General features: G+C 38.5%; 30 protein-coding genes. All 30 read right to left on the bottom strand.

Translation table 11 applies throughout. The features are described 5' to 3' along the window. Window positions 1-39: 39 nt before the first annotated feature. The 30 genes from rplQ to rpsJ all read right to left on the bottom strand — a co-directional run bounded on the left by rplQ (window position 40) and on the right by rpsJ (window position 14,863). Window positions 40-570, bottom strand: a complete 531-nt coding sequence (gene rplQ, locus K322_RS19260) for a 50S ribosomal protein L17 (protein ID WP_035331944.1) — start codon at window positions 568-570, stop codon at window positions 40-42. A gap of 7 nt (window positions 571-577) precedes the next feature. Beyond that, complete coding sequence (locus K322_RS0111320; RefSeq protein ID WP_026626996.1) at window positions 578-1,570, bottom strand: DNA-directed RNA polymerase subunit alpha; 993 nt, start codon at window positions 1,568-1,570, stop codon at window positions 578-580. A 7-nt stretch (window positions 1,571-1,577) separates the two neighbouring features. Further along, window positions 1,578-2,183: a 30S ribosomal protein S4 gene (rpsD, locus tag K322_RS0111315; protein WP_026626995.1), complete on the bottom strand. Its 606-nt coding sequence runs from the start codon at window positions 2,181-2,183 to the stop codon at window positions 1,578-1,580. Window positions 2,184-2,291: 108 nt separating this feature from the next. Further along, the gene (gene rpsK, locus K322_RS0111310) at window positions 2,292-2,681 is read right to left on the bottom strand and encodes a 30S ribosomal protein S11 (protein WP_026626994.1); all 390 of its coding nucleotides are present in this window, start codon (window positions 2,679-2,681) and stop codon (window positions 2,292-2,294) included. Window positions 2,682-2,690: 9 nt separating this feature from the next. Next, window positions 2,691-3,071 carry a 30S ribosomal protein S13 gene (gene rpsM / locus K322_RS0111305; RefSeq protein ID WP_026626993.1) on the bottom strand — a complete coding sequence of 127 codons (381 nt, stop codon included), beginning with the start codon at window positions 3,069-3,071 and terminating at the stop codon, window positions 2,691-2,693. A gap of 32 nt (window positions 3,072-3,103) precedes the next feature. After that, a complete protein-coding gene (gene ykgO / locus K322_RS0111300) occupies window positions 3,104-3,220 on the bottom strand; it encodes a type B 50S ribosomal protein L36 (protein WP_026626992.1) in 117 nt (38 codons plus the stop codon). 11 nt (window positions 3,221-3,231) lie between these two features. After that, window positions 3,232-3,450 (bottom strand): translation initiation factor IF-1, encoded by a 219-nt coding sequence (gene infA / locus K322_RS0111295; protein ID WP_026626991.1) that lies wholly within the window; start codon window positions 3,448-3,450, stop codon window positions 3,232-3,234. 10 nt (window positions 3,451-3,460) lie between these two features. Continuing rightward, window positions 3,461-4,243: a type I methionyl aminopeptidase gene (gene map, locus K322_RS0111290; RefSeq protein WP_026626990.1), complete on the bottom strand. Its 783-nt coding sequence runs from the start codon at window positions 4,241-4,243 to the stop codon at window positions 3,461-3,463. Window positions 4,244-4,257: 14 nt separating this feature from the next. Then, the gene (gene secY / locus K322_RS0111285) at window positions 4,258-5,583 is read right to left on the bottom strand and encodes a preprotein translocase subunit SecY (protein WP_026626989.1); all 1,326 of its coding nucleotides are present in this window, start codon (window positions 5,581-5,583) and stop codon (window positions 4,258-4,260) included. Between the two features lies 1 nt (window position 5,584). Further along, the gene (gene rplO / locus K322_RS0111280; RefSeq protein ID WP_026626988.1) at window positions 5,585-6,034 is read right to left on the bottom strand and encodes a 50S ribosomal protein L15; all 450 of its coding nucleotides are present in this window, start codon (window positions 6,032-6,034) and stop codon (window positions 5,585-5,587) included. 29 nt (window positions 6,035-6,063) lie between these two features. After that, window positions 6,064-6,240, bottom strand: a complete 177-nt coding sequence (gene rpmD, locus K322_RS0111275; protein ID WP_026626987.1) for a 50S ribosomal protein L30 — start codon at window positions 6,238-6,240, stop codon at window positions 6,064-6,066. 20 nt (window positions 6,241-6,260) lie between these two features. Next, window positions 6,261-6,779, bottom strand: a complete 519-nt coding sequence (gene rpsE, locus K322_RS0111270) for a 30S ribosomal protein S5 (protein WP_026626986.1) — start codon at window positions 6,777-6,779, stop codon at window positions 6,261-6,263. A 5-nt stretch (window positions 6,780-6,784) separates the two neighbouring features. Beyond that, a complete protein-coding gene (gene rplR, locus K322_RS0111265; protein WP_026626985.1) occupies window positions 6,785-7,129 on the bottom strand; it encodes a 50S ribosomal protein L18 in 345 nt (114 codons plus the stop codon). Window positions 7,130-7,150: 21 nt separating this feature from the next. Then, window positions 7,151-7,705 carry a 50S ribosomal protein L6 gene (gene rplF, locus K322_RS0111260; RefSeq protein ID WP_026626984.1) on the bottom strand — a complete coding sequence of 185 codons (555 nt, stop codon included), beginning with the start codon at window positions 7,703-7,705 and terminating at the stop codon, window positions 7,151-7,153. An 18-nt stretch (window positions 7,706-7,723) separates the two neighbouring features. Continuing rightward, the gene (rpsH, locus tag K322_RS0111255) at window positions 7,724-8,119 is read right to left on the bottom strand and encodes a 30S ribosomal protein S8 (protein WP_026626983.1); all 396 of its coding nucleotides are present in this window, start codon (window positions 8,117-8,119) and stop codon (window positions 7,724-7,726) included. A gap of 68 nt (window positions 8,120-8,187) precedes the next feature. Continuing rightward, a complete protein-coding gene (gene rpsN / locus K322_RS0111250) occupies window positions 8,188-8,457 on the bottom strand; it encodes a 30S ribosomal protein S14 (protein ID WP_026626982.1) in 270 nt (89 codons plus the stop codon). A gap of 6 nt (window positions 8,458-8,463) precedes the next feature. Next, complete coding sequence (rplE, locus tag K322_RS0111245) at window positions 8,464-9,021, bottom strand: 50S ribosomal protein L5 (protein ID WP_026626981.1); 558 nt, start codon at window positions 9,019-9,021, stop codon at window positions 8,464-8,466. Further along, window positions 9,021-9,338 carry a 50S ribosomal protein L24 gene (gene rplX, locus K322_RS0111240; RefSeq protein ID WP_026626980.1) on the bottom strand — a complete coding sequence of 106 codons (318 nt, stop codon included), beginning with the start codon at window positions 9,336-9,338 and terminating at the stop codon, window positions 9,021-9,023. Before rplX ends, rplE begins: the two co-directional genes overlap by 1 nt. A gap of 23 nt (window positions 9,339-9,361) precedes the next feature. Beyond that, window positions 9,362-9,727 carry a 50S ribosomal protein L14 gene (gene rplN, locus K322_RS0111235; RefSeq protein ID WP_026626979.1) on the bottom strand — a complete coding sequence of 122 codons (366 nt, stop codon included), beginning with the start codon at window positions 9,725-9,727 and terminating at the stop codon, window positions 9,362-9,364. 2 nt (window positions 9,728-9,729) lie between these two features. After that, window positions 9,730-9,987: a 30S ribosomal protein S17 gene (gene rpsQ, locus K322_RS0111230; RefSeq protein ID WP_026626978.1), complete on the bottom strand. Its 258-nt coding sequence runs from the start codon at window positions 9,985-9,987 to the stop codon at window positions 9,730-9,732. A gap of 9 nt (window positions 9,988-9,996) precedes the next feature. Then, entirely contained in the window at window positions 9,997-10,194 is a 198-nt protein-coding gene (gene rpmC / locus K322_RS0111225; RefSeq protein ID WP_026626977.1) for a 50S ribosomal protein L29, read from the bottom strand. A 5-nt stretch (window positions 10,195-10,199) separates the two neighbouring features. Further along, window positions 10,200-10,631 carry a 50S ribosomal protein L16 gene (gene rplP, locus K322_RS0111220; RefSeq protein ID WP_026626976.1) on the bottom strand — a complete coding sequence of 144 codons (432 nt, stop codon included), beginning with the start codon at window positions 10,629-10,631 and terminating at the stop codon, window positions 10,200-10,202. Window positions 10,632-10,652: 21 nt separating this feature from the next. Beyond that, window positions 10,653-11,396 carry a 30S ribosomal protein S3 gene (gene rpsC, locus K322_RS0111215; RefSeq protein ID WP_026626975.1) on the bottom strand — a complete coding sequence of 248 codons (744 nt, stop codon included), beginning with the start codon at window positions 11,394-11,396 and terminating at the stop codon, window positions 10,653-10,655. A 9-nt stretch (window positions 11,397-11,405) separates the two neighbouring features. Continuing rightward, window positions 11,406-11,813, bottom strand: a complete 408-nt coding sequence (gene rplV, locus K322_RS0111210; protein ID WP_026626974.1) for a 50S ribosomal protein L22 — start codon at window positions 11,811-11,813, stop codon at window positions 11,406-11,408. Window positions 11,814-11,860: 47 nt separating this feature from the next. After that, window positions 11,861-12,130, bottom strand: coding sequence for a 30S ribosomal protein S19 (gene rpsS, locus K322_RS0111205; RefSeq protein ID WP_026626973.1), 270 nt, complete (start codon window positions 12,128-12,130; stop codon window positions 11,861-11,863). Window positions 12,131-12,152: 22 nt separating this feature from the next. After that, window positions 12,153-12,977, bottom strand: a complete 825-nt coding sequence (gene rplB / locus K322_RS0111200) for a 50S ribosomal protein L2 (RefSeq protein WP_026626972.1) — start codon at window positions 12,975-12,977, stop codon at window positions 12,153-12,155. A gap of 8 nt (window positions 12,978-12,985) precedes the next feature. Then, window positions 12,986-13,279 (bottom strand): 50S ribosomal protein L23, encoded by a 294-nt coding sequence (gene rplW / locus K322_RS0111195; protein ID WP_026626971.1) that lies wholly within the window; start codon window positions 13,277-13,279, stop codon window positions 12,986-12,988. 10 nt (window positions 13,280-13,289) lie between these two features. Continuing rightward, window positions 13,290-13,919, bottom strand: a complete 630-nt coding sequence (rplD, locus tag K322_RS0111190; protein ID WP_026626970.1) for a 50S ribosomal protein L4 — start codon at window positions 13,917-13,919, stop codon at window positions 13,290-13,292. Next, window positions 13,919-14,533, bottom strand: a complete 615-nt coding sequence (gene rplC, locus K322_RS0111185) for a 50S ribosomal protein L3 (RefSeq protein ID WP_026626969.1) — start codon at window positions 14,531-14,533, stop codon at window positions 13,919-13,921. Before rplC ends, rplD begins: the two co-directional genes overlap by 1 nt. Before the next feature lie 24 nt (window positions 14,534-14,557). Next, the gene (gene rpsJ / locus K322_RS0111180) at window positions 14,558-14,863 is read right to left on the bottom strand and encodes a 30S ribosomal protein S10 (RefSeq protein WP_026626968.1); all 306 of its coding nucleotides are present in this window, start codon (window positions 14,861-14,863) and stop codon (window positions 14,558-14,560) included. Window positions 14,864-14,905: the final 42 nt, after the last annotated feature.

Genomic DNA, 14,905 nt, shown 5'->3' with positions numbered 1-14,905 from the left:
TCCAATAATGGATGCTTTTTTATCTTATAAGACAGATAATTATTCTTCTGTTTTATCTTCGCTTTCAGCTTTAGAAGCCTTAGCTGCTTTAGGAGCCTTCTCTTTAGCTTCTGCTGCAGGAGCAACTTCAGTTGTATCAGCATCAGCTTTCTTTCTAGAACGACGTGTTTTAGGTTTAGCAGCTGCTTTAGAAGTTTCCTTAGCCATATTATCGTTGTAATCAACTAACTCAATAAAGCACATCGCAGCGTTATCACCAAGACGGTTACCTGTTTTAATGATACGAGTATATCCTCCAGGACGATCTGCTACTTTTTGAGAAATGTTTTGGAACAACTCAGTTACGGCAGTTTTACTTTGAAGTTCTTGGAAAACCAAACGTCTTGAATGAGTTGTATCTTCCTTCGATTTTGTGATGATAGGCTCAACAACTTTCTTCAAAGCCTTAGCTTTTGCCACCGTAGTAAAAATACGCTTGTGTAAGATCAAAGAAGCACACATGTTAGACAACATGGCATTTCTGTGCGTATTAGTACGTCCTAAGTGATTAAATTTTTTATTATGTCTCATCGCTTAATTAATCTTTATCTAATTTATATTTGGATATATCTAAACCAAAAGACAGGTTCAAGCTATCCAATAATTCATCAAGTTCAGTAAGAGATTTCTTACCGAAGTTTCTAAATTTAAGAAGATCGTTCTTGTTGAATTGAACAAGTTCACCAAGAGTCTCTACCTCTGCTGATTTCAAACAATTTAGAGCTCTCACCGAAAGGTTCATATCTACTAACTTGCTCTTCAACAATTGACGCATATGAAGTATTTCTTCATCAAATTCTTCGTTTCCATCAGTTTCTGTTTGCTCTAACAAGATCTTCTCATCAGAGAACAACATGAAGTGATGAATCAGAATTTTAGCAGCTTCTTTCAAAGCGTCTTTAGGATGTATAGACCCATCTGTTGATATTTCTATAACCAATTTTTCGTAGTCCGTTTTTTGTTCTACACGATAGTTTTCTATCGCATATTTCACGTTACGAATAGGAGTATAGATAGAATCAATTGCGATAACATTAACATCGTCATTCGGATTACGGTTCTCATCAGCTGGAACATATCCGCGACCTTTGTTAATTGTCAATTCAATCTGAAGGTTTGCACTGGAATCTAAGTGGCATATTACTAAGTCAGGATTCAATACCTCAAATCCGGACAGGTGTTTACCAATATCTCCAGCTTTGAACACTTCGGAACCCGAAATAGTTATACTTACTTTTTCATTCTCGATTTCTTCTACTATTTGTTTGAATCTTACTTTTTTAAGATTCAAGATAATGTTTGTTACATCTTCTATAACCCCCGGTACTGTGGCAAACTCATGCTCAACACCGTCGATTTTGATAGAAGTAATAGCAAAACCTTCAAGCGAAGAAAGGAGAATACGGCGAAGAGCATTACCTACAGTAATACCGTAGCCGGGTTCCAACGGACGAAACTCAAATTTTCCGAAGAAATTGTCCGCCTCCAACATTAATACTTTATCGGGTTTTTGAAATGCTAATATCGCCATGAAATTATTATTTAGAATACAATTCTACGATCAACTGTTCTTTGATGTTTTCGGGAATATCTGCTCTTTCTGGCAAGTGTAAAAATTTACCAGCTTTAGAAGATTGATCCCATTCAACCCAAGGATATTTACTGTGGTTAAATCCTGCTAAAGCGTTATCAATCACTTCCAATGATTTAGATTTCTCACGAACACCTATCACCTGACCTGGTTTCAATGTATAAGAAGGAATATTTACCACCTTACCATCAACCACGATATGACGGTGAGAAACAAGCTGACGAGCAGCAGCTCTTGTAGGAGCGATTCCTAAACGATATACAACATTATCTAATCTTGCTTCAAGGAATTGCAAAAGAACCTCACCGGTAATACCACGTGAGCGAGCAGCTTTTTCGAATAGGTTACGGAATTGTTTTTCCAACACTCCGTAAGTATATTTTGCTTTTTGTTTTTCACGCAACTGAATACCATATTCAGAAGTCTTTTTCTTTCTACCGTTACCATGTTGTCCGGGAGGATAGTTCTTCTTAGAAAGAACTTTATCCGGTCCGAATATAGGCTCACCGAATTTACGGGCTATTTTTGATTTTGGTCCAGTATATCTTGCCATTTTTTTTAAATTAATACATTAAAAAGAAGCGAGAATTGTGCAGCCGCGATTACAGAGAGGGTGTTTTGCAATCAATCACAACTCAAGTTTCAAACTTTAAAATTGGGATTAAACTCTTCTGTGTTTTGGAGGACGACATCCATTATGAGGAAGTGGAGTAACATCAACGATTTCTGTTACCTCAATTCCGGCACCATGTATTGTACGGATTGCAGACTCACGCCCATTACCCGGACCTTTTACAAACACTTTTACTTTTCTAAGACCAAGATCGTATGCAACTTTTGCACAGTCCGATGCTGCCATCTGAGCTGCATAAGGGGTGTTCTTTTTAGAACTTCTGAAACCCATTTTACCTGCAGATGACCAGCTGATCACTTGTCCTTCGCTATTTGTAATAGAGATAATAATATTGTTAAATGAAGAATGCACATGAGCTTGTCCGACTGCATCAACTTTAACGACTCTCTTTTTCGCTGCGACTGTTTTTTTTGCCATATCAAACTATTATTTTGTAGCTTTTTTCTTATTTGCAACAGTTTTCTTTCTACCCTTACGTGTACGGGCATTATTTTTAGTACTTTGTCCTCTCAGAGGCAAGCCATTACGATGACGAATTCCACGGTAACAACCGATATCCATTAAGCGTTTGATATTCAACTGAACTTCTGATCTCAAATCCCCTTCTACTTTATATTTAGTAGAAATAATTTCACGGATAGTACCCGCTTGATCATCAGTCCAATCTTTTACTTTAAGATCTCTATCAATACCTGCTTCTGCCAAGATAGCATTAGAAGCACTTCGTCCGATACCATATATATATGTCAAGGCAATTTCGCCTCTTTTATTTTGCGGTAAATCGACACCAACTATTCTTATAGCCATATACTAGATTATATTTTGCAAAATTAATAAAATTATCCCTGACGTTGTTTGTACTTAGGATTTTTTTTGTTGATTACATATAAGCGTCCTTTTCTTCTGACGATTTTACAATCATCTGTACGCTTTTTCAATGATGCTCTTACTTTCATATCTTGTTTTTTTATTTATATCTGAAAGAGATCCGACCTTTAGTCAAATCATAAGGAGACATTTCCACACGTACTTTATCTCCGGGAAGAATCTTGATATAGTGCATACGCATCTTTCCCGAGATATGAGCAGTGATCTCATGCCCGTTTTCTAATTCTACACGAAACATTGCGTTTGACAATGCTTCTACAATTACGCCATCTTGTTCTATTGCAGCTTGTTTAGCCATAAATTATTTTTTAGATTCCGTTGTTTCCTAATACAGCCTCGACAAATTCAAATGTCGATAGAATATCTGCTTTACCTTCACGGATTGCAACTGTATGCTCAAAGTGTGCCGACATTTTACGATCTTTAGTTCGTACAGTCCAACCATCACTCTCGAACACGACATTCTTACTTCCTTGATTAATCATGGGTTCTATCGCAATACACATTCCTCTTTTTAACTGAGGACCTGTACCTCTTCTTCCATAATTAGGAACTTCAGGTGACTCGTGCATTTTACGACCGATACCGTGACCGACTAATTCTCGGACAACAGAAAAGCCCTTTTTTTCGCAATACATCTGAACAGCCTCACCAATGTCTCCGATACGGTTACCTTCTACGGCTTTAGCTATTCCTTCGTATAAAGATTCTTTTGTTGTTCTCAGAAGTTTTTTTACGTCTTCCGCAACTTCACCTACACAAAAAGTATAGGCTGAGTCTCCGCAGAATCCGTTTTTTTCGGTTCCGCAATCAACGGATATAATATCACCATTCTTCAATATATATTCCGAAGGAAATCCGTGAACCACATTCTCATTAACCGAAATACACAATGAATAAGGAAATCCATTATATCCGAGAAATGAAGGGATAGCCCCATGGCTGCGAATAAACTCTTCTGCAATATTATTGAGATGCAGTGTAGTAACCCCCGGTTTGATGTGCTTGGCAACTTCACCAAGAGTCATGCCAACCAAACGGTTACTTTCACGCATCAATTCTATTTCTTCGTCTGTCTTTAGAAAAATCATTATCTATTTTAAACTTAATATGCTGCAATTGATCCAGTGCGACCCTTGATTCTTCCGGATTTCAACAATCCATCATAGTGACGCATCAACAAGTGGCTCTCAATTTGCTGCAAAGTATCCAGTACTACCCCGACAAGGATAAGCAATGATGTTCCTCCAAAGAAATGAGAGAACTCACGGCTAATTCCGACCAGACTAGCAAAAGCAGGAAGGATTGCAACCAATGCAAGGAATAATGATCCGGGCAAGGTTATACGAGACATAACGTCATCTATATAATCAGCTGTTTTTTTCCCGGGTTTGATACCAGGAATGAAACCATTATTTCTCTTCAATTCATCAGCCATTTGCACCGGGTTAATTGTAATTGCTGTGTAAAACCATGTAAATAAAATAATCAACAAAGCAAATATTGTACAATATAACCAACTTGTATTATCAGTCATAGAACGCATAAACCATCCTGCCTGATCCGCAGTAGTAAATCCTGCAATAGCCACCGGAATAAACATTATTGCCTGAGCAAAGATAATAGGCATCACATTTGCAGCATTCACCTTTAGAGGAATGTACTGGCGAGCTCCACCATATTGTTTATTACCAACTATACGTTTTGCATATTGTACCGGAATCTTACGAGTACCTTGTACCAATAAGATAGCTATACCTATAACAAACAGCAAGAATACTATTTCGAGCAGGAATACTATCAAACCTCCGGCCTGATCGCTCAAACGAGACATGAACTCGTTCACTAGAGCATGAGGCAGACGGGCAATAATACCTACAAGAATGATAAATGATACACCATTACCAATACCTTTATCCGTAATACGCTCTCCTAACCATAGAACAAACATACTACCTCCGGCCAATATTATTGTTGAAGGTATATAGAATGACCATAGCCCACCGGGAGCAGCACTACCCAAAGCACCCATCAAATAGGCAGGACCTTGGAATAACAATATAGCTACTGTCAGATAACGGGTATATTGATTTAGTTTATTACGTCCACTTTCTCCTTCTTTCTGCAATTTCTGGAAATATGGTAATGCAATACCTAACAGCTGGATAACAATCGAAGCCGAAATGTAAGGCATAATTCCCAGTGCAAAAATAGAAGCATTTGCAAAGGCACCTCCTGAGAACATATCCAATAGTCCTACCAGCCCTCCTGATGCAGTATGCTTCAAAGCATCCAAATCAGCAGGATTTACTCCGGGAAGCACAACATGTGCCCCGAAGCGGTAGATAACTACGAAAAAGAAAGTAGTGAGAATCCGTTTGCGCAGATCCTCAATCTTCCATATATTTTCAATTGTCTTTACAAATCCCATCTTAGTCTAGTTTTGTTGCGGTTCCACCTGCAGCCTGAATAGCTGCTTCTGCTGACTTAGAAAAAGCATGAGCAACTACTTCCAATTTAGAAGTAACAGCACCATTACCTAATATTTTAACTAAGTGCTTAGACGAAACAAAACCAGCGTCGATCAAAGCCTGAACATCAATCTTTGTTAGGTTTTTAGCATCAGCCAAAGCCTGAAGAGTGCTTAGGTTGATTGGCTTATATTCCACACGGTTGATGCTCTTGAAGCCATACTTAGGAAGACGACGTTGAATAGGCATCTGACCTCCTTCAAATCCGATCTTCTTAGAATAGCCTGATCTTGACTTAGCTCCTTTATGACCTCTAGTTGAAGTACCACCCAAACCAGAACCTGTACCACGACCAATTCTTTTTCTTGTTTTAGTAGCCCCTTCAGCGGGTCTCAAATTAGATAAATTCATATTCTTAGATTTTTATCTTTTACAGATTATTACTCTACTATAGAAACTAAGTGATGAACTTTAGCAACCATACCTCTTATAGCAAGATTGTCTGGATGTTCAACTACTCTGTTCAACTTTTTCAAACCTAAAGCATCCAAAGTTTTCTTTTGATCTTTAGGGCAGTTGATTCTGCTTCTAACTTGTTTAATTTTAATTGTTGCCATAATTGTAATCTCCTTGCGAATTAGCCTTTAAAAACTTTTTCCATTGATACACCTCTGTTTTGAGCAACAGTATAAGCATCTCTTAACTCACCTAAAGCCTCGATAGTAGCCTTCACTAAGTTGTGAGGGTTAGACGAACCTTTAGACTTTGCAAGTACGTCAGTTACACCAACACTTTCAAGTACGGCACGCATCGCACCTCCTGCTTTAACCCCTGTACCGGGAGCAGCTGGTTTGATAAATACTTCCGAACCTCCAAATTTAGCAATCTGCTCATGAGGTACAGTACCTTTCAATACCGGAACTTTGATTAAGTTTTTCTTTGCAGCTTCAACTCCTTTAGCAATGGCTGTCGTTACTTCTCCGGCTTTACCTAAGCCCCAGCCAACAATGCCATCTTCGTTTCCTACAACTACGATAGCAGCGAAACTGAATGTACGACCACCTTTTGTTACTTTAGTAACACGATTGATAGCCACCAATCTGTCTTTCAATTCAATATCGTTGGTCGATTTTACTTTATTATTAACTCCTGCCATTTCTATTAAAATTTAAGACCACCATTACGGGCAGCGTCTGCTAATTCTTTAATTCTACCGTGATATAGATAACCGTTACGGTCAAATACTACAGTTGTAACACCAGCTTCCTGTGCTGCTTTAGCCACCAATTCACCAACTTTAGCTGCAATCTCTTTTTTAGGAGCTTTTTCTCCTAATTTAAGAGAAGAGGCAGATGCAAGAGTTTTTCCGGCCAAATCGTCAATTACTTGAGCGTATATCTGCTTGTTACTTCTGAATACGGTCAAACGAGGACGCTCTGCAGTACCACTTACATGGCTGCGAACTCCTAATTTTATCTTATTTCTTCTATCTGTCTTCGATGTCATGATTATTACAGTTTATGTAAATTATTTACCTGCTGATTTACCTGACTTACGACGTATCACTTCACCTACAAAACGGATACCTTTACCTTTGTAAGGCTCAGGTTTACGGAATGAACGGATTTTAGCACATACAAGCCCGATAAGTTCTTTATCGCAAGATTCTAAAATGATCAAAGGGTTTTTGTTTCTTTCAGACTTAGTCTCAATTTTGATTTCAACCGGCAGCAACATGTGAATGTTGTGAGTAAAACCAACCGAAAGGTCTAGTTGTTGACCTGCATTAGAAGCACGGTAACCTACACCTACTAATTCCAATTCTTTACGGTATCCTTCAGAAACCCCGATAACCATATTATTGATTAACGCTCTGTAAAGACCATGCAACGCACGATGTTCTTTCTCATCACTCGGACGTGTAACTGTTACAACTCCTCCATCAACATTTATTTTGATGTCAGCATTTACACTCTGAGTTAATTGACCTTTAGGACCTTTTACAGTCACTAAATTATCATTATCCACAGTTACGGTTACTCCCGCAGGGATAGTTATAGGTAATTTTCCAATTCTTGACATAGTATACCTCCCTCTTAATTAATAAACGTAACATAAAATTTCTCCACCGACTTTAAGGTCGCGAGCTTCTTTGTCAGTCATAACACCTTTAGAGGTAGACAATACAGCAACACCAAGACCATTAAGTACTCTTGGCATTTCTTTGTATCCTGTATACTTACGAAGACCTGGAGTTGAAATACGAATTAACTTCTTAATTGCATTCACTTTGTTAACCGGGTCATACTTCAAAGCTATTTTGATTGAGCCTTGAGGACCTTCTTCTACAAACTTATAGTTAAGAATGTAGCCTTTTTCAAAAAGAATCTTTGTGATTTCTTTTTTCAAATTTGACGCTGGTATCTCTACCACTCTGTGTTTAGCCATGATCGCATTACGAACACGCGTCAAATAATCTGCTATTGGATCTGTCATTATTAAATTGATTTAAATTAATCCCGGCTTCCGGGACAATATTTAATTCTAAAAAAAATTCTAATAGATTACCAGCTTGCTTTTTTTACTCCTGGTATTAAGCCTTTAGAAGCCATTTCTCTGAACTGAATACGAGAAATTCCAAATTGGCGGATATAGCCTTTTGGACGTCCTGTCATACTACATCTGTTGTGTAGACGGATAGGTGTCGAATTCTTTGGCAGAGCCTGAAGACCTTCATAATCTCCTTCAGCTTTCAGCTGTGCACGCTTAGCTGCATATTTAGCAACAAGTTTTGCACGCTTCACTTCGCGGGCTTTCATTGATTCTTTTGCCATCTTATATCAATCTTTTTTTGCGTTCTTAAATGGTAGTCCAAACTCTTTCAAAAGAGCATAACCTTCTTCATCTGTTTTCGCAGAAGTTACAAAGGTAATATTCATTCCCAGAATTTTATTGATTGAATCAATATTAATTTCAGGGAAAATGATTTGCTCCTGGATACCTAGTGTATAATTACCACGGCCATCAAGCTTGCTTTCGATACCTTTGAAGTCACGTATACGAGGAAGAGCAACTTTCACAAGTCTTTCCAAGAACTCATACATGCGATCGTGGCGTAATGTAACCATTACCCCGATTGGCATTTTCTTACGCAATTTGAAGTTAGAAATATCTTTCTTCGAAACAGTTGCTACAGCCTTTTGACCGGTAATAGTAGCCATTTCGTTAAGAGCCGTTTCTATAATTTTTTTGTCGGCAACAGCTATACCCAGACCTTGATTGATCACAATCTTTTTAAGAACAGGCACCTGCATTGGCGACTTATAACCGAATTCTTTCATCAAAGAAGAAACAATACGGTCTTTATATTCTGACTTAAGAGTTGTTGTATTGCTCATTATTTAATTACCTCCCCTGATTTTTTAGAAATACGTACTATTTTTCCTTCTACAACTTTACGACCAACGCGAGTTGGTTTTCCTGTTTTAGGGTCTACGACATTCAAGTTAGAAATATGTATAGGAGCTTCTACTTGTTCTCTACCTCCTTGAGGATTTTTCGCATTAGGCTTAGCATGTTTCGTTACCATGTTCAGACCTTCTACGATAGCACGTTGTTTGTCAACTAAGACTTTAACAACACGACCAGTCTTACCTTTGTCTGTTCCGGTATTTACGAAAACGATATCGCCTTTCTTTATATGTAACTTACTCATTACCGTTTCTGGATTAATTTTGATTAAAGTACCTCTGGTGCTAATGAAACGATCTTCATGTTTGTAGCACGAAGTTCACGAGCAACCGGTCCGAAGATACGGCTACCTCTGATTTCTCCGGCTGCATTCAATAACACACATGCATTATCGTCGAAACGGATATATGATCCGTCAGCTCTACGTACTTCTTTTTTAGTACGAACAACTATAGCTTTAGTTACAGCACCTTTCTTAATATCACTTGAAGGGATCACATTTTTGATAGCAACTACTATCACATCACCAACTGATGCATAGCGACGTCTTGTGCCTCCCAATACGCGGATACAAAGAGCTTCTCTTGCTCCGCTGTTATCTGTTACAGCTAACCTAGATTCTTGTTGTATCATAATTATTTAGCCCTTTCAATTATTTCGATTAATCTCCATCTTTTTAGCTTACTCAAAGGACGAGTCTCCATGATACGAACTGTATCGCCGATATTGCACTCGTTTTTTTCGTCGTGAGCATGATATTTCTTCGTTTTATTAACGAACTTTCCGTAAATAGGGTGTTTTTCTTTCCATTTTACAGCAACAGTAATGGTTTTTTCCATCTTATTACTGAAAACGACCCCGATTCTTTCTTTTCTTAAATTTCTAGTTTCCATCAGCTCTTATTACTTGTTATTTAGTTCTCTTTGGCGCAATACTGTCAAAATGCGAGCGACATCACGACGCTTTACTTTGATCTGAGCAGGATTATCCAATGGAGTCACACTGTGGTTTAAAACTAATTGATCTAGTGCCGCTTTTTCGGTCACTAATTTGTCTGCTAAATCCTTATCGGACAATTCTCTTACTTCTGCAATATTCATCGTGCTTAAGAATTTTGAGTTAAATCATAATCTCTACGTACTACGAATTTTGTAGTTACGGGTAGTTTTTGAGCAGCTAAGCGCAATGCTTCTTTTGCCACCTCAAAAGACACACCTTCGATTTCGAATAGCATTCTTCCGGGAGTAACAGGAGCCACAAATCCTTCTGGCGAACCTTTACCTTTACCCATACGCACTTCGGCAGGCTTCTTAGTAATAGGCTTATCAGGGAAGATACGTACCCATACTTGTCCTTGACGTTGCATGTAACGAGTTACAGCAATACGAGCCGCTTCGATCTGACGTCCGGTAATCCATTTAGAATCAAGAGTCTTGATTCCGAATGAACCGAAAGCCAATTGGTTGCCACGTTGAGCATTACCCTTCATGCGACCTTTTTGCTGTCTTCTAAACTTAGTTTTTTTCGGTTGTAACATCTTTTTTCAAATGTTTAATTCTTATTTTCTCTTACCTTTCTTGAAACCTCTTCCTGAATCCGAAGATCTGCGATTATCGCCACCTCTGTTTTGAGAAGCGTTATCTTTAGATGCTACGAATGAAGGAGCAAGGTCTTTCTTACCGTAAACTTCTCCACGGCAAATCCATACTTTGATACCGAGCAAACCTACTTTTGTCAAAGCTTCAGCGTGTGCATAATCAATATCTGCACGGAATGTATGTAGAGGTGTACGTCCTTCTTTGTACATTTCGGAACGAGCCATTTCAGCACCGTTCAAACGTCCAGAGATTTGGATTTTGATACCTTCTGCACCCATTCTCATTGTTGAAGCAATAGCCATTTTTACTGCACGGCGGTAAGCGATCTTACCTTCAAGCTGACGTGCAATATTGTTAGCTACGATAACCGCATCTAACTCTGGCTTTTTGATTTCAAATATATTGATCTGAATATCTTTATCTGTAATTTTCTTTAGCTCTTCTTTCAGCTTATCTACTTCTTGACCGCCTTTACCGATAATGATTCCGGGGCGTGCAGTACATACTGTAATAGTTACAAGCTTCAGAGTTCTTTCGATCACTATGCGAGATACACTAGCTTTTGCCAGGCGGGCATTTAAGTATTTACGGATTTTGCTGTCTTCTAAAAGAGTATCACCGTAATTTTTACCGCCATACCAGTTTGAATCCCATCCTCTAATGATACCTAAACGATTTGCTATCGGATTGATTTTTTGTCCCATCTGGCTAAATTAATTTTGTTTTTTATTAATAAGTGCATCTACTTCGATAGTCACATGATTCGAACGTTTACGAATTCTGTAACCTCTACCTTGTGGAGCAGGACGAAGTCTTTTTAACATCGCTCCTCCATCTACATAAATCGAAGACACATACAGTTCTCCACTCTCGGCTTTACGTTCATTTTTAGCTTCCCAGTTTGCAATAGCAGAACGCAAAAGTTTTTCAACTCTTGCAGATGCTTCTTTATTTGAGAATTTCAAAACGCCAAGAGCTCTAAACGCTTCCATACCTCTTACCATATCGGCAACTAAACGCATTTTGCGAGGCGAAGTAGGAACGTTATTCAACTTAGCTAAAGAAACCGCTTGTTTAGCTTCTTTTCTAGCATCAGCTGCTATTCTTTTTCTCTTACCCATTTTATATTAATGTTTCTTTTTTTGAATAAATTTTGGCTTTGCTCAGATTACCTTTTCTTGTTACCTCCGTGTCCACGGAAAGTACGAGTTAAAGCGAATTCACCTAATTTGTGACCTACCATATTTTCTGTTACATATACAGGTATAAATTTATTACCGTTATGAACAGCGATGGTGTGACCTACAAAGTCAGGAGAAATCATCGAAGCTCTTGCCCATGTTTTAACTACAGCTTTTTTGCCTGACTCATTCATAGTCAAAACTTTTTTCTCAAGCTTAACATTAATATACGGGCCTTTTTTTAACGAACGACTCATAATTTTCTTTTAATTAATCAGGTTACTTCTTTCTTCTTTCAATAATGTACTTAGAAGAATGTTTCTTAGGAGCTCTTGTTTTAAGACCCTTAGTATACAATCCATTACGTGATCTAGGATGTCCTCCCGAAGCACGACCTTCTCCACCACCCATTGGGTGATCAACAGGGTTCATTACTACCGCACGAGTACGTGGACGACGACCAAGCCATCTAGAGCGTCCTGCTTTACCTGATCTTTCAAGTGCATGATCTGAATTACCAACACTTCCTACTGTAGCTTTACAAGCTAATAGTACTTTACGTGTTTCACCCGAAGGCATTTTCAGGATAGCATAGATACCTTCACGAGAAGTTAACTGCGCATAAGCTCCTGCCGAACGAGCCATTTTAGCTCCTTGTCCCGGGCGTAATTCGATATTATGAACAACTGTACCGATAGGAATATTTGCCAAAGGCAATGCATTTCCTATCTCAGGTGCTGCTTCTGCACCTGACATCACTGTCTGACCTACTTCCAAGCCTGTTGGGGCAATGATATAGGCTTTAGCTCCGTCTACGTAATAAAGCAATGCGATACGAGCCGAACGGTTCGGATCGTATTCGATTGATTTAACAGTAGCAGGAACTCCGTCTTTTGTTCTCTTGAAGTCTATGATTCTCAGCTTTCTTTTGTGACCTCCACCAACGTTACGCACGGTCATTTTACCAGTATTGTTGCGGCCACCTGAAGCACTCTTACCGACTACAAGAGATTTCTCTGGCACACTAGCAGTGATTTCCTCAAATGTACCAATAACTTTGTGTCTTTGCCCCGGTGTTGTGGGCTTTAATTTACGTACTGCCATTTTTGTATTTAGATATTACTAAAAAAGTCTATAACTTCACCTTCTTTCAAGGTAATGATTGCTTTCTTGTAAGCAGAAGTTTTGCCATTAACAGCACCTGCTTTAGTAAAACGGCTTTTGCGTTTTCCAGGATAGTTGATGGTATTTACACTTTCTACTTTTACTCCGTAAACTTGTTCTATAGCTGCTTTGATTTGAGCTTTGTTAGCATCTGGAGTCACACGAAAACCATAGCGGTTAGGAAATTTTTCCGAGATCGCTGTTTGTTTTTCTGTCAATATAGGTTTAATCAAAATTCCCATTTTTACCTCCTTATGCTTTTAAAAGTTTATCAATTACCGCAACTGAAGATTCCGCCAACACAAGACTTGAGCAATTCAAGATTGTATAAGCGTTTATATCAGAAGCAGTTACAACTTTAACTCGTTCTAAATTACGAGCCGACAAATATACGTTTTTATTTTGATCAGGCAAAACCAAAACTACCTTTTTATCAGCAACTTGCAAATTTTTAGCTAATGCCACAAAATCTTTAGTTTTTGGAGCTTCGAAGTTAAAGTCTTCAACTACTAAGATCTGATTGTCTTTCGCTTTGTAAGACAATGCTGATTTACGAGCAAGAACTTTCACTTTTTTATTCAATTTAAAGCTGTAGTCTCTTGGTTTAGGACCAAATACACGAGCACCACCAACCAATACTGGAGAGTTGATATCACCACGACGGGCTCCACCACCACCTTTTTGTTTGATTAGTTTACGTGTACTACCAGACATCTCACTTCTTTCTTTAGACTTGTGAGTACCTTGGCGTTGGTTTGCCAGATACTGTTTTACGTCTAACCAAAGAACGTGGTCGTTAGGCTCGATTCCATAGATCGCATCGTCTAACGATACTTTCTTTCCGGTATCTTTACCGCTTATATTTAATACACTAAGTTCCATTATTTTTCAATTAATACGATTGAACCTTTGCTTCCCGGAACAGAACCTTTTACTAGCAAAAGATTGTGCTCAGCGATCACTTTAATTACTTGTAGATTTTGTACAGTAACACGTACATTACCCATTTGTCCACCCATTCTTGTTCCTTTGAACACCTTAGCAGGGTAAGAACAAGCACCGATAGAACCCGGAGCACGCAAACGGTTATGTTGTCCGAGAGTAGCCTGTCCAACCCCACCGAAACCGTGACGTTTAACAACACCTTGGAAACCTTTACCCTTTGATGTTCCGATAACATCGATAAATCCGTTTTCATCAAACAGATCCACCTTCAATTCATCGCCTGGTTTGCAACCTTCAAATCCTTTGAACTCAGCCAAGTGTCTCTTAGGTGCTACTCCTGCTTTTTTGAAATGACCGGCAAGAGGCTTAGTTGTATGTTTGTCTTTTGCATCAACAAAACCCAACTGAACAGCTTCATAACCATCTGTTTCTGCAGTTTTAACTTGAGTAACAACACAAGGACCCACTTCGATAACAGTGCATGGAACATTTTTTCCCTCGGCACTGAAAACGGATGTCATTCCGATTTTTTTTCCTAATAATCCTGGCATTTCTTTAATTAATTTACTGATTTATCAAACTTTAATTTCTACTTCTACCCCACTTGGCAATTCAAGTTTCATCAAAGCATCCACAGTTTTAGCTGTTGAGCTATAGATGTCGATCAATCTTTTATAAGAAGATAGTTCGAATTGCTCACGAGACTTTTTGTTTACGAAAGTCGAACGGTTCACAGTGAAGATACGTTTGTGCGTTGGTAACGGAATTGGTCCGCTCACCACAGCTCCTGTAGCTTTAACTGTTTTCACGATTTTTTCAGCAGATTTGTCTACCAAGTTGTAATCGTAAGATTTCAGTTTGATTCTAATTTTTTGACTCATATGGTCTTTTAATTAATAAATTGATTTTAAATATATAATGAT

It is taken from the genome of Indolivaga capnocytophagoides DSM 22835 (assembly GCF_000426485.1).
Classification (GTDB): Bacteria; Bacteroidota; Bacteroidia; order Bacteroidales; family Dysgonomonadaceae; genus Dysgonomonas_A; species Dysgonomonas_A capnocytophagoides.
Note: the sequence above shows the minus strand (reverse complement) of the source record. Positions and strands in the feature narration are given on the sequence as shown.